The 18,868-nt window shown below is 36.0% G+C and carries 23 protein-coding genes and 1 pseudogene; 11 read left to right on the forward strand and 13 right to left on the reverse strand.

Annotation, left to right across the window (positions count from 1 at the left end; genetic code table 11):
* Positions 1–20: 20 nt before the first annotated feature.
* A complete protein-coding gene (locus tag QWZ06_RS15295) occupies positions 21–473 on the reverse strand; it encodes a hypothetical protein (RefSeq protein ID WP_290299316.1) in 453 nt (150 codons plus the stop codon).
* Positions 474–649: 176 nt separating this feature from the next.
* Between QWZ06_RS15295 and QWZ06_RS15300 the strand changes: the two genes are divergently transcribed.
* From QWZ06_RS15300 to QWZ06_RS15315, 4 genes are all read left to right on the forward strand, one after another.
* Positions 650–997, forward strand: coding sequence for a Crp/Fnr family transcriptional regulator (locus QWZ06_RS15300; protein ID WP_290299318.1), 348 nt, complete (start codon positions 650–652; stop codon positions 995–997).
* Between the two features lie 44 nt (positions 998–1,041).
* On the forward strand, positions 1,042–1,248 hold the full coding sequence (locus tag QWZ06_RS15305; protein ID WP_290299319.1) for a cyclic nucleotide-binding domain-containing protein: 207 nt from the start codon (positions 1,042–1,044) through the stop codon (positions 1,246–1,248).
* Between the two features lie 65 nt (positions 1,249–1,313).
* A complete protein-coding gene (locus QWZ06_RS15310) occupies positions 1,314–1,934 on the forward strand; it encodes a hypothetical protein (protein WP_290299321.1) in 621 nt (206 codons plus the stop codon).
* Positions 1,935–1,945: 11 nt separating this feature from the next.
* A complete protein-coding gene (locus QWZ06_RS15315) occupies positions 1,946–2,347 on the forward strand; it encodes a DoxX family protein (protein ID WP_290299322.1) in 402 nt (133 codons plus the stop codon).
* A gap of 163 nt (positions 2,348–2,510) precedes the next feature.
* Here the strand turns inward: QWZ06_RS15315 and QWZ06_RS15320 are convergent, their stop codons facing one another.
* Complete coding sequence (locus QWZ06_RS15320; protein ID WP_290299323.1) at positions 2,511–3,473, reverse strand: helix-turn-helix domain-containing protein; 963 nt, start codon at positions 3,471–3,473, stop codon at positions 2,511–2,513.
* Positions 3,474–3,566: 93 nt separating this feature from the next.
* Between QWZ06_RS15320 and QWZ06_RS15325 the strand changes: the two genes are divergently transcribed.
* Positions 3,567–4,685, forward strand: a complete 1,119-nt coding sequence (locus tag QWZ06_RS15325; protein ID WP_290299325.1) for an FAD-dependent oxidoreductase — start codon at positions 3,567–3,569, stop codon at positions 4,683–4,685.
* A 50-nt stretch (positions 4,686–4,735) separates the two neighbouring features.
* Here QWZ06_RS15325 and QWZ06_RS15330 read toward each other — a convergent pair whose 3' ends face one another.
* Positions 4,736–5,596: a helix-turn-helix domain-containing protein gene (locus QWZ06_RS15330; protein WP_290299326.1), complete on the reverse strand. Its 861-nt coding sequence runs from the start codon at positions 5,594–5,596 to the stop codon at positions 4,736–4,738.
* Between the two features lie 336 nt (positions 5,597–5,932).
* On the opposite strand from QWZ06_RS15330, the gene moaA reads away from it, so the two are divergent.
* The 6 genes from moaA (at position 5,933) to QWZ06_RS15360 (ending at position 10,685) form a co-directional block, all read left to right on the forward strand.
* On the forward strand, positions 5,933–6,922 hold the full coding sequence (gene moaA / locus QWZ06_RS15335) for a GTP 3',8-cyclase MoaA (RefSeq protein WP_290299327.1): 990 nt from the start codon (positions 5,933–5,935) through the stop codon (positions 6,920–6,922).
* Between the two features lie 2 nt (positions 6,923–6,924).
* Complete coding sequence (locus tag QWZ06_RS15340) at positions 6,925–7,686, forward strand: molybdopterin molybdotransferase MoeA (RefSeq protein ID WP_290299329.1); 762 nt, start codon at positions 6,925–6,927, stop codon at positions 7,684–7,686.
* A 99-nt stretch (positions 7,687–7,785) separates the two neighbouring features.
* Positions 7,786–8,133 (forward strand): MoeA family protein, encoded by a 348-nt coding sequence (locus QWZ06_RS15345; protein WP_290299331.1) that lies wholly within the window; start codon positions 7,786–7,788, stop codon positions 8,131–8,133.
* A gap of 202 nt (positions 8,134–8,335) precedes the next feature.
* Positions 8,336–8,812 (forward strand): cyclic pyranopterin monophosphate synthase MoaC, encoded by a 477-nt coding sequence (gene moaC / locus QWZ06_RS15350; RefSeq protein WP_290299333.1) that lies wholly within the window; start codon positions 8,336–8,338, stop codon positions 8,810–8,812.
* Positions 8,793–9,398: an NTP transferase domain-containing protein gene (locus tag QWZ06_RS15355; RefSeq protein ID WP_290299334.1), complete on the forward strand. Its 606-nt coding sequence runs from the start codon at positions 8,793–8,795 to the stop codon at positions 9,396–9,398. The genes moaC and QWZ06_RS15355 overlap by 20 nt, the downstream gene beginning before the upstream one ends.
* A gap of 246 nt (positions 9,399–9,644) precedes the next feature.
* A complete protein-coding gene (locus QWZ06_RS15360; protein ID WP_290299336.1) occupies positions 9,645–10,685 on the forward strand; it encodes a HesA/MoeB/ThiF family protein in 1,041 nt (346 codons plus the stop codon).
* Between the two features lie 148 nt (positions 10,686–10,833).
* Here the strand turns inward: QWZ06_RS15360 and QWZ06_RS15365 are convergent, their stop codons facing one another.
* From QWZ06_RS15365 to QWZ06_RS15415, 10 genes and pseudogenes are all read right to left on the reverse strand, one after another.
* Positions 10,834–11,379: a DUF488 domain-containing protein gene (locus tag QWZ06_RS15365; protein ID WP_290299337.1), complete on the reverse strand. Its 546-nt coding sequence runs from the start codon at positions 11,377–11,379 to the stop codon at positions 10,834–10,836.
* Positions 11,379–12,296, reverse strand: a complete 918-nt coding sequence (locus tag QWZ06_RS15370) for a bestrophin family protein (RefSeq protein ID WP_290299339.1) — start codon at positions 12,294–12,296, stop codon at positions 11,379–11,381. The genes QWZ06_RS15365 and QWZ06_RS15370 overlap by 1 nt, the downstream gene beginning before the upstream one ends.
* A gap of 32 nt (positions 12,297–12,328) precedes the next feature.
* Positions 12,329–12,814 carry a molybdopterin-dependent oxidoreductase gene (locus tag QWZ06_RS15375; protein WP_290299340.1) on the reverse strand — a complete coding sequence of 162 codons (486 nt, stop codon included), beginning with the start codon at positions 12,812–12,814 and terminating at the stop codon, positions 12,329–12,331.
* An 18-nt stretch (positions 12,815–12,832) separates the two neighbouring features.
* A complete protein-coding gene (locus QWZ06_RS15380; protein ID WP_290299342.1) occupies positions 12,833–15,226 on the reverse strand; it encodes an FdhF/YdeP family oxidoreductase in 2,394 nt (797 codons plus the stop codon).
* A 22-nt stretch (positions 15,227–15,248) separates the two neighbouring features.
* A complete protein-coding gene (locus QWZ06_RS15385; protein ID WP_290299343.1) occupies positions 15,249–15,599 on the reverse strand; it encodes a DUF7009 family protein in 351 nt (116 codons plus the stop codon).
* A gap of 107 nt (positions 15,600–15,706) precedes the next feature.
* Positions 15,707–16,081, reverse strand: coding sequence for a GxxExxY protein (locus QWZ06_RS15390; protein ID WP_290299345.1), 375 nt, complete (start codon positions 16,079–16,081; stop codon positions 15,707–15,709).
* A 187-nt stretch (positions 16,082–16,268) separates the two neighbouring features.
* Positions 16,269–17,141: a formate dehydrogenase accessory sulfurtransferase FdhD gene (fdhD, locus tag QWZ06_RS15395; protein WP_290299346.1), complete on the reverse strand. Its 873-nt coding sequence runs from the start codon at positions 17,139–17,141 to the stop codon at positions 16,269–16,271.
* Between the two features lie 46 nt (positions 17,142–17,187).
* Positions 17,188–17,603: pseudogene (locus QWZ06_RS27900) on the reverse strand (molybdenum cofactor biosynthesis protein MoaE).
* Positions 17,604–17,672: 69 nt separating this feature from the next.
* Complete coding sequence (locus tag QWZ06_RS15410; RefSeq protein WP_290299351.1) at positions 17,673–17,915, reverse strand: MoaD/ThiS family protein; 243 nt, start codon at positions 17,913–17,915, stop codon at positions 17,673–17,675.
* 20 nt (positions 17,916–17,935) lie between these two features.
* Entirely contained in the window at positions 17,936–18,685 is a 750-nt protein-coding gene (locus QWZ06_RS15415; RefSeq protein ID WP_290299353.1) for a sulfite exporter TauE/SafE family protein, read from the reverse strand.
* Positions 18,686–18,868: the final 183 nt, after the last annotated feature.

Genomic DNA, 18,868 nt, shown 5'->3' on the forward strand with positions numbered 1-18,868 from the left:
AATTGGGGTAAGCTAAAACATTATGCATTCTGTTCATCAATCTGGGTAAACCATTCTTCATAAACATCCTGAGCTGTTCTTGTCTTATGATTGATAAAGGTTTTATCATAGCTAAAATCACTATTGAATTTATCCGTTTTAGGATGATATGACAACTTCAACATTCCCGGAACTTCTCGCCCATCATTTTTAAACAGCTTTTCAATATCTTTCAATATCTGATTTCCTTTCTTAAGCATCCCAAATGATTTTTCATCGCCAATATCATACTGCATATCGGATACATCATTCACTTTATGAGACTTCACCAAATAACCGTTGATTTCATAAAAAGCTTTATAAAAATACCCTGATTCTATTAATCCGATAATATACACAGCGTCTACTTCTTCTGAATTATTATTCACAAATTCAAAACCTGTTTCAACCAATTCTGCAAGATATTTTTGAAATTCGGTATCAAAAGGGCTCATATTCTGATGGTTTACAATTGAATCAGTTAAGATAGTGAAATTTGACAATCAATTTTAAGGATATTTGAATGTATAGTTTCACCCCCCATTCTCCTTGATTAATGCCATAATATTTACGTAAATTTGACCGTTATCTGCCTGTTCATACATAAAACAGGCAATGCTACAACTTCATTATGGATACAGACGTTATTATTTCGCAACTCACGAAACACTTCCAGGAAATCGTTCCTTTACAAAAGACTGAGATTGATCTTGTGATTCAAAAACTGGAATTTATTCAGCTAAAAAAGAAAGAGTATCTGCTTCGGGAAGGGCAAATTTCAAGATATATGCGCTTTATTGCTCAGGGAAGCTTATATGCTTACCATATTGATGAAAAAGGAAAAGAAAATATTACCCAACTCGGTATTGAAAACTGGTGGATCAATGATCTTTACAGCTACCTAAGTGAACAGCCTTCAAGAATGTTTATTCAGGCTAATGAAGAGGCTGTTATTGTACAGATCAGTAAACTAATTTAGAATTACTCTATAAAGAAGTTCCTTCGATCTCTGAATTCTGGCGTTTGAAAATGCAATCGGCCTATGTAACTTTACAGGAAAGAACGTTTGAGCATTCAAGAGTGGATGCCTACACCAAATACAGAAATTTTGTAACTGCTTATCGTAATATCGAGCAGCGTTTTCCCCAATATATGATTGCCTCCTATCTTGGAATCACCGTAGAATACCTGAGTTATTTAAGAAAAAAACACCTGTCTGACGTTTCTTAAGATATCTTAAGTTTATTCCGTTCCCGCCTGAATAATTTTGCTCTCAGAAATTTAATGAGTGAAATATGAAGGCCAAAATCATCGCTATCACAGCTCTTGTATCAGCTTCGCTGAATCTGAATGCACAAAAGCTTACTTATACTCCGGATCTTGTTTTAGGACACCGTTCCTATACTTATATGCACAATGTCAATTATTACTTTAATGATCGGCTAAAGCTCAACAATCTTACTTTATTCGACACAGAATATACCAAAGACAAGGAGAATATATTTTTTATAAGAAATACTCTTGCTTACCAGCTTACCAAAAGGTTCAGTGTAAATGCAGCATTGGGAATAAAAAACCCGGGGGCTTTCTTTAGTGCTTATGTACAATACAGAATAGCAAAACCTACCTACTCTCTTTCCTACTCTATTGGAGCAACCTACCAGAAAGGATTTTCTCTTGAACAGTCTGTATCATTGGAATACACTCCTTATCTAAAGGATAATCTACAGGGCTATTTCAGTGTACTGGCCATTGGTAATCTGGATAATAGTGGCTATCCAAGAGGATTACAGTTTATTCGCTTAGGGATAAAACAGGATAAAATAATGTATGGAGTTGCTTCTAACTTCGACCAATTCAACAACGCAAAAAAGACCCTTGAAAATGTCGGGGCATTTGTAAAATATAACTTTTAAATAATAATAAAATGAAAAAAAACATTGATTTAGGACTATTGATCAGCAGAATCGCTATTGGATTTCCCATGTCTGTTTATGGAGTTAACAAATTGATTCACGGAATCGGATTTATTGAGGATATGATGACCATGAATGGGTTACCTTCCTTCTTTGCTTATGGAGTTTTTGCTGGAGAAATTATTGCTCCAATCATGCTGATATTGGGATTCAGGGCTCGTCTGGCGAGTTTGATTTTTGCTGCGAACTGTTTTACAGCCACAATTCTAGCGCAAACAGCTAATATTTTCAAGCTTAACGACTTTGGAGGCTGGGCATTGGAGTTATTGGTGATCTATATGTTGGTAAGCATAAGCTTCTTCTTTACCGGAGCCGGAAAATATGCGGTTTCAGTTGCTAATAAGTGGGATTAGCCGGAAAACGCAAAGACGTTGTTTTTTCCTTTTAATACGTTTTAAGGCGCAAGGATTAACTGCTATAAAATTTTGAAATGCTTATTTTGCCACTAATTCACGAATGATTTTATTCGTGTATTAGTGGCTCTGATCACAATGACGTTTGAGTTTTCATTTTGTGCTAAGCAATCATTGAGTATTGTTTAGGCTTCATTCCTATATGCTCATTGAATATTTTTGAGAAGTGACTAAGGTTAGTAAATCCCATTGCATATCCAACCTCAGAAACTGTATGCTTTTTTTCTCTCAGCAAGAAAGCGGCTTCTTTCATCCTAAACCCTTGATAATAACTAAAAATACTGTCTCCAAAAATTTGTTTAAAAAGACGTTTCAGCTTTGTTGGGCTCATTCCTGCTTTTACTGCAAGGTCATTAATAACAGGAGGTACCTCCAAATGGGCAAGTATTTGTTCTTTGATTTCATAAATCGTTTCTATATCACGAGTATTCAAAGCATATAATCGTTTTTCATTTCGTTTTTCCAGCTCCATCAATAGCCTGCAGATCAATTCTTCTGCTTTTATTCTTAGGAAAAATAATCTGAATCTTTCTTCTGTTTCTTCAGAAATAATTTGATCTACAATATTTTGCAGAGAAGGATAAACTAGTTGTTCAAAAAGAAAAGGCTCTGTATTCTGTAAAAGATTCTTCAACAGAACAGATTGCTCTTCTTCCTGAAATAATTCGCGTAAATAATCAGCATCTACTTCTATATTAATAGTTTCCGTATTCGTATGAATAGAAACCACATTATCAGTATTGAGGCGACTTGTTCCAATTAAAACTGAAGGTAATTTTGTAAAATGCTTTCGGTCAGATATTTTTTCTGTATTGGAAAAAACATTTTGAAATTTAAAAAAGAGCATTTTTTTTGCCGGATTCAACTCTGGGTTCTCAATAATAATATTCTCATTCAGTTTATAGTTACTGATCAGCATCCGAATATGTTCGTTGAAAATAAATCCTGTACAATATCCGCTTCCGTATGGAAGTGGAATTTCCAGTTTTCTTTGTTTAATCTCAGCTCCCAATAGATAGGCTAAGTTCTTCAGAATATGTGGTACTGTTTCATTATCTTTTTTCATAAAGTCTTTTACAGCTATTTATAAATCTAATATAACTATTTTATTCCTAAAAGAACATTCAATTTTGTATCTATAATTTTAAAATCAAAAACGATGTTATTAAAAAATAAAAAAGTGGCTATTATAGGAGCTGGTCCTGTAGGACTAACTATGGCAAAATTACTTCAACAACAGAATATAGAGGTTTCCGTTTATGAAAGAGATCAAAATCCTCAGGCTCGTATTTGGGGTGGCACCCTTGATCTGCATAAAGATTCGGGACAGAAAGCGATGAAAAAGACTGGTCTGTTGGAAGCTTATTATCAAAAGGCTGTTCCTATGGGAATTACCATTACTGATGAAAAAGGAAACCCTTTATTTACCAAACCAATTACTTATGAAAATCAATATGACAATCCTGAGATCAACAGAAATACTCTCAGAACCTTACTATTGGATAGTTTAATAGAGCATACGGTAATTTGGGATCGAAAATGTATTGACCTGAAAGTCTCCAATGGAAAATGGTTGCTTCTCTTTGAAAATGGTACCCAAGCAACGGCTGATCTTATCATAGTTGCCAATGGTGGAATGTCAGGAATAAGAAAGTATGTTAATGATACTGCAATTGAAGATACCGGAACCCTGATCATTCAGGGAGAACTTCCACAACCTGCAATACACTATCCCGAGCTCTATCAATTTTGTAATAGCAACAGACTAATGGCTGCTCATCAGGGGCATTTATTGGTCATCAATCCTAACAATAACGGAGCATTATCTTATGGGGTAATTTTCAAAAGAACAGATGATCCGGAATATAATTTTCAAGATCAGGAAAGTATCCGAGAATTTCTTTTGAAACGTTTTAATCATTGGGACAAACGCTACCAGAAACTGTTTCAACTGACTTCATCTTTTTGGAGCTTACCTACCAGAAAACTCCCTTTGAATAAAGCGTGGCATTCAAATCGTCCTTTACCGATCACTTTAATTGGAGATGCAGCTCATCTTATGCCTCCTTTTGCGGGGCAAGGAGTTAATACAGGTCTGATGGATGCCTTAACTCTTGCTAATAACCTTACAGAAGGACAATATGATTCTCTTCATACAGCAATCAGCGATTATGAAAAACAAATGTTTATATATGCTTCTGAAGCCCAGCTTTCATCTTCTAAAAATGAAATAGAAATGCGTCAACATGACTTTTCTTTTCAACAGTTGATTCAATAATTTTATTCACTCTAAAACAGAAAATTCAGTACCTGTTTTAGAGTGGATGATTATTCAGCATTGGTTTCAGCCAATTTTTTACGGTAGTTTTTAGGAGTAGATCCGGTTTTCACTCTGAACAGATAGGAAAAGTGCGAAAAATTCTGAAATCCCAGTTCAAAAGCTATTTCTTTAATCGACTTATCTGAACTGTGAAGTAAATTTTTAGCTTCAAGAATAATTCGTTCTTTAATAAACTCAAGTGGTGAAATTTTATATTGTTTTCTGCAAAGTACACCCAAATAATTTGGAGTAATGCATAACTCATCAGCATAAAAGGCTACATTCTTTTGCGTTTTATAATATTTATCCACCAACATGTGGAATCGAAAAGGAAGATTATCCGGTGTACTCAATGCTTTATTTCCATAAGCATGTTCTACCCACAAGTTGATAATGAGTGCCAAAAGACGTACCCTTGCATTGATAAGTTCCGGAAAAACTACATCTGCAGCAATTTCTTTTCTGATGGCATTAAATTCAAGACTGAATCTGTGATAGGTTTCATCATCAGGCTCTATCATTTCATATTTGCTATAAGAAGAAAAAGTAAATTTAAGAGTTGGTGAAAAAGTTTTAAGAATCTCATCATTAATGATAAGCCTTCTTCCAACAGTATGAGGAGCCAGTTCCCATTTGTATTCTCTTTTGGGAAGATGTATGAATAATTGCTGAGCTTTCAAACCGTATTGGTTTAACCCTGTAGTACATTTTCCACCCTCACATTGATCCAATAAGATAATGGTAAAGCAGTTCTCAGGAAAAAAGTTGAGTGAATCACCACTGATCTCATCCTGAAAAACAACGTCAATTCCTTTGTTAAACACCTCCTCTACCGATTTTTTATTAATCAACTCTTTATCTATTATCATACAATTTCAATACTAATTTATGAAAAAAGCACCTCATATATTGCCTTCTATAAGCATTGCAATATATTTTATTTCCTGCTGCTTTTAGCAGCGTGCAAAGATACAGTCTTCTTATTCGTTTAGAAATATCAGAAACCGTGATAAGAATATCATATTTTCATATCCTTTTCTATCAATAAAGATATAAAAAAACGACATGATGGAGTGTTATCCCTCTCTATTCCTTACTTTTAAGGCATATAATCTTATTCTTTTACACTAAATTTTCGATATTTATATTTTTAGTTTATCGTTGAAACAATAAGTATATTTGTGTAAGGTTCTTTTCATTTACTTATGTTAACAGACAAATTCGGAAGACATATTAATTATCTAAGGCTGGCTGTTGTAGACAGATGCAACCTCCGATGTACTTACTGTATGCCGGAGAACGGACTTGCATGGATTAAGCAGAATGATCTGATGACTGATGAGGAAATGCTCAGAATATGCTCTGTTTTTACAGATCTGGGTGTGGATAAAATCAGAATCACGGGTGGTGAGCCTTTTGTAAGAAAAAACTGTATCAATCTCATTGAAAAAATATCTAAGCTTAATGGCCTTACAGATCTAAGCTTAACGACAAACGGACTTCTTACCGAGCAGTATATTCCACAATTGAAAGCATTTGGTATAAAATCTGTCAATCTGAGTCTTGATACATTGGATGAAGATCGATTTTTCAAAATCACCCGCCGAAAAAGCTTTGATAAAGTGATGAAAACATTGGATGGTTTATTAAAGCATCATATCAAAGTAAAGATTAATACAGTAGTCATGGACAATCAGAATATTGAAGATATCATTCCTTTGGTTGAGCTTACTAAAGAAATGCCAATAGATGTCCGCTTTATTGAAGAAATGCCATTCAATGGAAATAATGATTCCGATATCGTTCCGAAATGGAATGATCCGCAAATTTATAATCACATCAAAGCGCACTTTCCTGAAATTGAAAAGATGAAAGATCCTAAAAGCTCCACATCTTCTAACTACAAAATTCCGGGTTTTATAGGAAGTATCGGTATTATTGCAGCTTATACCCGTTCTTTCTGTGGGGAATGCAACAGAATCCGGATCACTCCTTCCGGTGTATTGAGAAACTGTCTGTATGAAGGCGGAGGAATTAATTTAAAAGACTTACTTCGTTCGGGAATAGCCGATAACGAATTGAAAAACATAATAATCAACAGCATACATCATAAACCCAAAGACGGATGGGAAGCTGAGCAGCAGACTCTTAATGCGGCATCTATTCATCAGTCTATGGCTACAATAGGAGGATAACTATGGAAATGATTACCGTACAACAGGCAGAAGAGATTATACTTTCCCAAACAAAAGATTTTGGAAACGAATGTGTTGCATATGATCACGCATTAGGAAGAGTTTTAGTGGAAGATCTTTGTGCAGATCGGGATTTACCTCCCTTTGATCGTCCCACTGTAGATGGAATTGCCATCCGTTACGGTGCCTATGAAAAAGGAATTCGCTCCTTCCCTATCAAAGCTGTACAATCTGCAGGAGAACCTTCTCTATCTATTGATTTAGAAACTGAATGTATAGAAATCATGACCGGTGCAGCCTTAGACACTTCAGTAGATACTGTAATCCGATATGAAGATATTTCTATCAATGATGGAATAGCAAGCCTTACTATTGATCTTAAAAAAGGACAAAATATTCATCTGAAAGGCAGAGATAAAAGAAAGGGCGAAATTCTGGTAAAAGCCCATCAAGTGATTACACCAGCAATCGTTGGAATAGCCTCTTCAATTGGAAAAACCTCTGTTTCTGTAAAAAAAATGCCCAAGATCATTATCATTTCTACAGGAGATGAAATGGTAAGTCCAACATCAATACCTTTACCGTATCAGTTAAGGCGTTCAAACGGAATCACCATACAGTCTGTTTTGAAGAAGTATCATATTGAAGCAGATACTCTTCATCTCAATGATGATTATGAAGAAATCAAAAAAGAACTTTCCCGCTGTATTCATGAATATGATGTACTTCTCATGAGTGGCGGCGTATCGATGGGAAAAATTTGACTATTTACCTCAGGTTTGTGAAGAACTGGGCATTGAAAAAGCTTTTTCCACAAAATAAAAACAAAGGCCGGGAAAGCCTTTTTTTGGTTTGGTAAAAAAATGAGTCTCAAAAAAACTTGTTTTTTTGCATTTCCGGGAAATCCGGTTTCAGTATTTATGTGCCTGCATCGATATTTTATCCCATGGTTGGAAAAGTCTCTGGAAATAACTGGAAGTTCACCACAGTTTGCAGTCTTACAAAATGATATTGAGGTTCCCTTTGCCCTCCAATATTTTGTACAAGTGAAACTGAGAACAAATCAGCTGGGGCAACTTATCGCTGAATCAGTAAATACCAATGGATCAGGAGATTTTTCTCATCTTGCAGACACCAATGCTTTTATGGAACTTCCTTTAGAACAGAATACCTTTAAAAAAGGAGAAGTTTACAGGGTATGGAAATATTAAAATAATATGTAAAAAAGCCACGAATGCACGAATAAAATTAATTAGCTTCTAAAAAAACGATGTGCCTATCTGGTTTAAAGACTTTGTTGAAGAGCCTAGGCACATAGATAATAGAAAAATATCTGAATACATTAGCGTATAAATACAAATTCGTGTATTCGTGGCAAGAAAAAAATCACATCTGTGATTAAAAAAAGAATATATGTCAGAATTTACCCATCTTAATAAAAACGGACAGCCCGCCATTGTAGATGTTGGCGGCAAAAATGTGACTCAAAGAAAGGCTGTAGCACAAGCCATCATCTCGATCCCTGAAAATGTATTGGAGGCTTTACAAAAAGACGATTTCAAAACAAAAAAGGGGTCTGTATTTCAGATCGCGATTATTGCAGGAATCATGGGAGCCAAAAAAACGAGTGAACTTATCCCTCTTTGCCATCCCATCGGACTTGATAACTGTAGTTTACAGATAGAACTCAATGATCAAAATGACATTGTTATCGAATGCTCTGCAAGTATAGAAGCTAAAACGGGAGTGGAAATGGAAGCGCTTACCGGAGCTTCTGTCGCTGCACTCACTATCTATGATATGTGTAAAGCAATGAGCCATGATATTGTCATTAAAGAAATTAAATTAATAGAAAAATCAGGTGGAAAAAATGATTTCAGAAGAGTTTAATACAATCCCAAAAATCAATGGTCTCGTTCTCGCCGGCGGAAAAAGCGTAAGAATGGGAAAAGCTAAAGATCTCCTTCAATGGCATGGAAAAGAACAGCGTTATTTTGCCGCAGATCTTCTGGCTCCGTTTTGTGATGAGGTTTTTATTTCCTGCAGACAAGATCAGTTGGAAAATTTTGATCCTCATTATAAATCCCTCACCGATACTTTTCTGAATATGGGGCCTTTTGGTGGAATCCTTTCTGCATTGCGTGCCCAAAGGGATAAAGCATGGTTGGTAGTAGCCTGTGATCTTCCTTTGCTGGATTCAAAATCTTTAGAATTCTTAATACAATCAAGAGATCCTGAAAAGGCTGCCACCACTTATGAAAGTCCTTTTGATGGATTGCCGGAACCTTTAATAACCATTTGGGAGCCTAAAAGTTATCCTTTGTTATTGAATTTTTTAGGAATTGGAAATACCTGTCCAAGAAAGGTTCTCATCAATAGTGATACGCTTATTTTAAAACCAGATAATCCGGATGCTTTAATGAATGTGAATACGCCTGAGGATGCTGAGATAGCACAACGAATTCTGAAAAACTAATCTTTATTGGAAACGTTTTTGTTGGAAACGCGAAGGCGCAAATTGATTATCTTCTGTATGTTTTAAGGCACGAGGATTTTATCTTCGATAAAATTGAGTACTGCAAATGCATAGCCAAGTGATTTTGAAAATCTGCGAAATCTGCGAGAATATATTAATAGCTACGAATGCACAAATAATTCTAAGAATAAAGGGAATAAATAAGTATTAAAAAAATTCATGCATTCGAGGAAAAAGAAACAAATTATGAATACATCATTTGAACGTTATCAGTGTCAGATTGCTTTACCGGGATTTGGTATAGCTTCACAGGAGCTGCTGAAAAATGCTAAAGTTCTTATTGTAGGAATGGGAGGTCTCGGGTGTCCCACTGCTCAATATCTTGCATCCTCCGGTGTGGGCACTATTGGTATTGCAGATGATGATATTGTTTCTTTGAGCAATCTTCACCGCCAAATTTTATATACTCCAGATGATGTGGACGCTTATAAGGTGGACATTGCCGCTAAAAGATTGAAACTTCAAAACCCTTCCGTTACCCTTATTCCTTATCGATTGCGAATCACTGATGCCAATGTCATGGGACTTATTTCAGAGTTTGATCTCATTATTGAAGGAACAGATAATTTTGAAACCAAATGTCTGTTGAATGACGCTTGTGTCTTAGCAGGAAAGCCCTTAGTATATGGAGCTATTTATCAACATGAAGGTCAGGTAAGCATCTGGAATGCTTTACAAAAGGATGGTACCTATTCTCCTAATTATCGCGATGTTTTTCCTAATGCAGAAGAATCTCAGGTTCCCAACTGCCGGGAAGGCGGCGTAATCCCAACTTTAGCTGGAATAGTAGGCTGTATGCAAGCTAATGAAGCCATAAAATACCTCATCCGATCTGAAGAAACTTTAGCCGGAAAACTATGGATAATGAATGTATTGAGTGGTAAAACACAAATAATTAAGTTAAAGAAAACTTCTATTCAGATTACAGGTTTACCTCAGAGTATGCCGCTTATCAGTTTTGAAGAATACATGAAAAATCAGAAAGATTTTGAAACCATAGATGTCCGTACAAAGGAGGAACATGAGAATTTTAATATTGGGGGAAAAAATATTCCACTAGGTGATTTAGAGGATCATTACTCTTTTATTTCTTCAGCTGCCAATCCTATAGTTATTTACTGCCAATCCGGTAAACGAAGCATGGAAGCTGCGAAAAAAATTAAAAAGGAATTTCCTGAGAAAGAGGTGCTTTCTTTACAAAATGGCCTTAATGGAGGGCAGCAATAATTTATTCAACCATAAAAGATACAAAAGCTTTTATTTTGAACCCTTAATTTTACTTTAGAAGTTGATAATTTTTGATTTTCAAGAAATTTAATTATTCTTACGACTCATAAGGCTTGTAACTTCATATAATTAAAGAGTTTAAAATTCATCAGTCAAATAGGCTTGCATCGGAATAGAAAACATGCCCATTACTGATTCTTGCGGGAGCAGTGTAGGGATGTTCTTCTGCTTTCCCTATCTTCATGATATGTTCCACGTTCCAGCCTTTCGCTTTGAGATAATCTGAGATCATAGATCTGTGGCAGCTCCACCATACGGCTTCTGAACACATAAAGGCGGTCGTTTTTATTCTTGCTATGTTTTCAAGTTTTTCAACGGCTTTGATAAATTCCTCCGTCTGCATATAATCAGCATACCCACGGAAAGATTCGTTTTTCCAGCGACTATTGATGGAATTGGGTTGAACTTTTCTTCGTCCTCCTAATGCTTCAAAATGGAGATACTCAATATGGTGTTCCGGTAATACTTTTTCCAGATTTTCTTTGCTAAACCACGGATATCTTTTTGAACCTGCAAATCTACGTACATCAGCAAGAACTTCAATGTTGAATGATTTCAACATCTCCATAAACTCTTCCAAAGGATGAGTAGAATGTCCAATCGTATAAATAACGGGGTTTTCTAAAGGTTCCATCAGTCTATGATCGTCTGCTTTATTTTTTCAAAAGATACAAGTTCCTCTCCTGCCATTTCATGAATGGTTTCATCAATCATTACAGACATGCTATTCAGAGCCAAATCATTAGCTTCTGTCCCAAATGGTTCTTCAATTTCATCTGCAATAGCTTCAAAGGCTACAAATGTATAGGCTACAAATACAACAATAAGCGGTGTAAACCATCTTAAAGAATCTACCAATCCAAACGGCAAAAGAAAACAATAAATATACACAGTACGATGTAATAAAACACGGTAACTGTAAGGAAGCGGAGTAGAAACAATTCTTTCACATCCGCCCACTATATCTGATAATTTATCAAAGTTTTCATCAAAACGGGATTGCTGGATGGAATCAATGCTTCCTTCCTCTTTTGCTTTCTGAACCCATTCTGCCAACAATCTCATAATGACAGCAGGTTTATACTTTGCTGAAGAAACTATTTTTAATTGATCTTCATTCAATCTGTCTTTTAAATCTTCATAAGCATCCGTTCCTCTCAACTGATGCTTCAATGCGAAAATAAAAGCACCCAACAATTTGATAAATTCAAGGACAGAAAGACTGCTTCCTTTTGTATTTTTTAAAGTTAAAGCCTGTCTGGTGAGTGAACGTGCTGTATTCAATAAAGCTCCCCATAATTTACGGCCTTCCCAAAACCGATCATAACTGGCATTATTCCTAAACCCTAAGAATAGAGCCAGTACAAAACCAAATAAAGTCAAAGGAGCCGGATTAAGGGGGATTTTAAAGGAAAAAATGACTCCTCGCAGATAGACAACCCCCAACGACAGGATAAACAGCAAAAATAGACGTGGCAACAGACCAGGCAATACTGACCCGTGCCATACAAAAAGCATTTTAAACCAATGTTCCTTCTTCCTTATAATCATACCTTTTTGTAAAGCTTTTTTATTGTAACAATTTATTTTTTAATTTGTCCTACCACTAAAGATTCCAGCTGATAAGAGCTGCGGGCAGGCTTTTTCTCACCTTCTGCAACAATGCGAAGCGGGCCTTTTGTTTCTGTCAAAGGTTTTCCGTCAATCATATCTGCTACAATCACGTTTTTATCTGCAATGGAAGCATCCAGCTCAGCTAATGAAAATAAAACCTGATATCCGTCTGCACACTTTGCCAATAAATATTTTGACATATTTTCACCATGAAGTTCCTTTCCTGAAGGAGCTCCGGCTTTTGCCAGAATATCCTGAACAGAAACGCCTGTGTATACGTGAATGCTCCCATCCTTGTCTTTAAGTGATGCTTCTTTTCTTGGCATTTTTGATAAATCAGCCAGACTAAGTTCTAGAGGTTGGGAAACTTCTCCACTCACTTTCAATTTGAATCCAGATTGACAGAATGCCCAGCCGGAAAGCAATACCAGTGCTACAGGCAGTATTTTTTTCATATCACAATATAAGAATAATTATGGTTTTTGAATAGCTCCCTGATACAGCATTTTATCTACTCTTTTATACACCTCAGGATCATGTTTTTTAATCTTGATTTTCACATATTTGGAAGCCGGCATATTGCTTTCTTTCACCACATTATTTACAGAAACCAAAACATTGGTTTCCGGGAAATAGGTAACCGTATTCTTTTCAGGGATCTGATAGGAAACAATAATAAACAAAGGTGCAATCCTTTCTACTCCATCATCGTAGTTAAAAAGATCCACTTTTTCACCTGCTTTAAACCCTGCTTTATCAATGTCTTTTTGATTCATAAATATGACACGACGTTCATTTTTAATTCCACGATAACGATCATCTAATCCGTAAATGGTTGTATTGAATTGATCGTGAGTACGAGTCGTAGCCATCATATATTCATCGGAAGCCAGTGTATTATCCGGAATCTCCGTTAATGTAAATGGAGCGCGACCGCCAAGCTCTTTTGAAAAACTTTGTTCGTCTCTTGCTGCATTGGGAAGGTAAAACCCTCCTTTTTGTCTGACACGGACGTTATAATCTGTAAAACCGGGAATACATTGTTCAATATCATCCCTTACTGCATCATAGCTGTCATGATAACGCTGCCAGTTCACTACAGAGCGATTTCCTAAAGTTGCCATTGCCATACGACATACAATCTGAGTTTCGTTGATAAGATTCTCTGATATCGCATCCAGCATTCCTTTGGAACTCTGAACAACACCCATGGAATTTTCGGTAGTGATGATCTGTACTTCACTGTTCACAATATCTTTGTCACTTCTCCCATAAGTAGGAAGAATTAAAGCTTCTTTACCATGCACAAGGTGTCCTCTGTTCAATTTGGTAGAAACACATACGAGTAAATTAAGCTTTCTTAAAGCATTAGCAGTGTAGGTAGTATCCGGAGTTGCAGAAAGGAAATTTCCACCCATACAAAACATCACTTTTATTTTTTCTTCATGAATGGCTTTTATCGCACGTACAACATCGTACCCATGTTTGCGGGGAACTTTAAAACCGTAGAAATTTTCAAGGCGATCTAGCTGATCATCAGTCGGTTTCTCATCAATCATCATCGTTCTGTTTCCCTGAACATTGCTGTGACCGCGTACAGGACAAACTCCAGCTCCCGGTTTCCCAATACTGCCTTTCAGCAAAAGAATATTGAGTATTTCGCGAATCATATCTACTCCGTTAGGCTGCTGAGTGAGCCCCATCCCCCAACTGACAATAATCTTTTTTTTGAAAGCCATCATTTCGGCAGCCTGATGAATAGCTTCCTTAGACACTCCGGATAATTCTGCCAACTCATCCAGTGTATACTGATCGAATTGTTTCATAAAATCTTCATATCCTACTGTTTTATCTTTAATAAAGTCTTCATCAAAGACCTTCCCTGGATTTTGTTTCTCAAATTCGATCAAGAGGAGTTCCAGCGCTTTCAGTAAAGCCATATCTCCATTGATCTTTACAGGTAAATAAAGGTCTGCCAGCTGTACCCCGCCTGTAAGAATCTCCCTCACACTCTGAGGGTTAATAAACCCCATAAGCCCAGCTTCCGGTAATGGATTAATCGCTATAATTTTAGCTCCATTTTTCTTTCCTTTTGCCAAAGCACTCATCATTCTCGGAGCATTGGTTCCCGGATTTTGTCCGATAATCACAATAACTTCAGCCTCATAAAAATCTTCTAAGGTTACGGTTCCTTTACCAATTCCAATGGTTGGACGCAATGCAGAACCTGAAGTTTCATGGCACATGTTGGAACAATCAGGCATATTATTCGTTCCGAATTCTTTTGCAAATAATTGGTAAACAAATGATGCCTCGTTACTTGTTCTGCCGGAAGTATAAAAAGCAACTTCATCCGGAGATTCCAGTGCATTGAAATGTTCCGCTATCTTTTTAAAAGCGTTATCCCAACTGATGGGTTCGTAATGAGTAGCACCAGGTGCCAGGTACATAGGATCGGTAAGCCGTCCCATTTTTCCGATCTGATAATCATCTAATTTTGCAAGATCGTATACGGAGTTTTGTTTAAAAAATTCAGGAGTTACTCTTTTAGTTGTCGCCTCCTCTGCCAGAGCTTTTGCACCATTTTCACAATATTCTCCAAGAACAGAACGTTCATCATCAGGATCAGGCCAGGCACAACTTGGACAGTCGAAACCTCCGATCTGATTCATTTTGAACAGTGCTCTCATGCCACGGATAGGTGCTTTTTCTTCAAATAAATCACCAAAAGCAGCCATTACTGCCGGAATTCCTGCGGCGGCTTTTTCTACATGTGTCAATTTAAGGTCAAGTAAAGTAAATGGATTCTCAGCATTAGGTTCTTTGCCAATTTCCTCTTCTACTTTCTTTTTGTTATTTTCTTCCATACCTTTTTATTTTGTAAAGTGATTAGCATTTAAGATTGGGATTTGGGTAGTTATCGCTTTGATCTTCCATCGTATTATCAATACAAACGAAATCTTTTTCTACCAAAAGCTTTACGACGCCTGTCTGCCCGTCAAACCCTACAATATCTGTAGACACCCACTCTTCAACCATAGCTTCAGGCATTTTCATCACGATTTTATTTTCAATAAAAACGGCAGATAATGCAGTATCTTTCGTTTTTTCTATAACATATATAAACGGTCGGTCTACAAATTCCGTAAAGCTGGAAACAATCCCGTTTTTTCCTAGTTCTGAAACTTCGGATTGCGTTAAACGGAGTCTTATAGAGTTGTCTTTTATTCTTATTTTCATTTGCTTGTTTCTGTTTTTTCCACGAACTTCATGGATTTTTAATTACTAAATCTTTTATTTTTGCCACGAATGCACAAATGGATTTTATAAGTCATAACGACTATTATTTATAAAATTATTCGCTTATAATTCAATCTTAATTCTCCAAAATTGACAATCAATGCCAGTTTATTTTCGGATACTTTTAAATAATTAATAGCTTGTGAAATATGTTCATCCGCTATTTCAGATATTCCTTTTATTTCCAGTATTATCTTATCAAATACTACAAAATCTGCATAAAACTTATGTGGAAGCACAGTTTCTTTATAGTGAACAGCATATTCTTTCTCCCTTTCATATCTAATACCAGACTGATTCATTTCATATTCCAAAGCATCTTTGTAAACAATCTCTGAAAAGCCTGGTCCTAAACTATTATGTACTTCCATACATATCCCAATTATTATATAGGATTCCTGTTTGTAAACTAAATCTTTCATTCATCATTTGTTTTTTATTTGTATACTTATAGTCTTTATTATCTATAAGTCTTTTATTTTTGCCACGAATGCATGAATAATTTCTGTGCTCGTAACTAGCTATCCCATATTATGATATCTATTTATTTTACTATTTTTGGAATGCTGCATCCACTAATCTCATTCGTGTATTCGTGGCATTTATACTCTATTTTTCAACGATTTTGTGAAAACTGCTTTCGTTATAAATATTAAAACGGTTGTCTCTAAGAAATCCCAATAATGTCATGTCAAACTCTTTTGCTAAATCTACGGCCAGACTGGATGGCGCTCCTATTGCTGCAACCACTGAAATTCCTGCCATAGCTGCTTTTTGAATAAGTTCGAAACTGGCTCTTCCACTAAGGACTAAAATTTTATCCTTAAGAGGGAGCTGGCCCGTAAATAAGGCATGGCCAATCAGTTTATCCAAAGCATTATGCCTTCCTACATCTTCCCGAAGCGCAAGAAGCTGCCCTTCAAAATCAAAAATTCCTGATGCATGAATTCCCCCTGTAGCACTGAAGTTATTCTGAAAAGACTGCAAATTGGCAGATAACTGGTATAATACATCAAATAATAGGATTCGTTGTTCTCGTTCGATATTCTGAAAAGTACTTACTGTTTTTATGGATTCAATAGAGCCTTTTCCACACACTCCACAACTGGATGTAGTATAAAAGTTTCTGTCTGCATGATGTAATTGAGGAATAAAATCTTCAGTCAATTCCACTTCAATGATATTTTCTCTATTTCTGGAGCATTCTGCCTGTGGATGATCTATATTTTGAATCTGATGATACCCTGAAATGATTCCTTCTGTAAATAGAAAACCGGCAGCCAATTCGGCATCATTACCGGGAGTTCTCATGGTTACGGATATATTTTTATTGCTCCTTTGCTCTTTTGAGCCATAGGAAATCCGGATCTCCAGCGGTTCTTCTACAGAGATATCGTCTGTGTAAGGAAAAATCTTGTCTTCTTTTACTTTAACAATATCTATTTTCTGTACAGATCTATTTTCTAATGTTTTGGTTTTCATATCTTAATAATCTGCTATAGTAAATATACGAATTTTCGGTGTTCTATTATGGATGAGCAGAAACCCACTCTTCACCATTTTCAAAAATCTCTTTTTTCCATATAGGAACAGTTTTCTTTATCGTATCAATAACGTAACGACAGGCATCAAAAACAGCGTCACGATGTCCATCACTTACCACAATGATTACCGCCGCATCACCAGGAACCAATATTCCGGTACGATGATGAACAACAATATTCCGGACAGCAAACAAGGAAATCGCCTGATCTATCACTTTCTTAATTTCTTTGTTGCCATTGATTGATAACATTCATATTCCAAACGGATAACAGGTTTATTTTGGGTCACATTACGAACGGTTCCTATAAATGTTGCAATCCCACCACTACTCAAATCCTGAGCAAGAGTAAGGCATTCATTGATCTTTAATGGATCATCTGTTATTCTGATATCAATCATTTATTTTTCTTTTTTTGACAAGTATTTTATTTATGGTAAAAACATCATAAATGCACGGATTTACAGGTTTTATCCACCACTCACCGGTGGGATAATCGCTATTTCATCCGTCTTTACAATGATCTGATTGTCTTCGGCATATTCTTCATTAACTGCAATGAAATAGGATTTCAATTTTATGAGTTGAGGAAAATCTGTTTCCAATCTTTTCTTTAATTGGCTGACATTACAACCTTCCTCTACTTCTAATTCTATTAATGATGCTCCGAAAATGTCTTTCGTTATTCCAAAAGCTAATAGGTTAAGTTTCATTTTATTTTTATACTAAGTTTTTACCAATATTTCATAAGGACATTTACTCCTGCCACCAGCACAAGAATTGCTGTCATTCTTTTTATAATCAAAGGATTCCATTTCAGAGACATTCTGGAACCGATCTGCCCACCGATAAAAACAGCCAGGCATAAGCTTAAAATCCTTAAATAATCCATATCTACAGATAGTTTTGACAATTGCCCAACAATACCTGATATAGAGTTCACTAATATAAAAACACTGGAGGTAGCGGCTATTTTTCTTGGAGTATCCCATTTCATCAGGTTCAATAAAGGAGAAAGAAAAATTCCACCGCCGATTCCTACTAATCCGGATAAAAAACCGATCCCACCGCCTAAGACGCTATTTCCTAAGACGGCAGATTTTGATTCCGGTGATACTTTTTCTTCATTTTTAGTTTCAGTTTTAATCCATAATAAAACAGCAGCTATGATAAGAGTAATCCCCAAAATCAGAAAGAATGTTTCCTGACTTATTTTCAGTATTGCCCCCAAATAGGCCATGGGAACGCTTACTAAAGTGATAGGGATCACTTTTTTCCAGTCGACCTGTTTATTTTTGACATAGATATAAACGCCTCCTACCACAACAATTACATTACAGATTAAAGCTGTTAAGCGAATTTCCTGATAAGGGAGACTATACATTGCCAACACCGCCAGATAGCTGGATCCACCCCCAAATCCTACCGATGAGTATACAAAAGCAATTATCAAAAAGAACAGAAAAATCTCCCAATGCCCCATATTATTTTATTGAAGGTTAATTTCATTACAATAATACTCATTTTAAGGCTTGGTTAATGGTAAAAAACATAAAAGTCTCTGCAGTAATTTGTGAAAAAATTGTCATAAATTGTTTCTCTCAAGAATAAGGTGGTGTGGTATCATTATCATTTATTAAATTTGATTCATTAGAAACAGTAAAAA

The organism is Chryseobacterium tructae, from assembly GCF_030409875.1.
In the GTDB taxonomy this organism is placed as follows: Bacteria; Bacteroidota; Bacteroidia; order Flavobacteriales; family Weeksellaceae; genus Chryseobacterium; species Chryseobacterium tructae.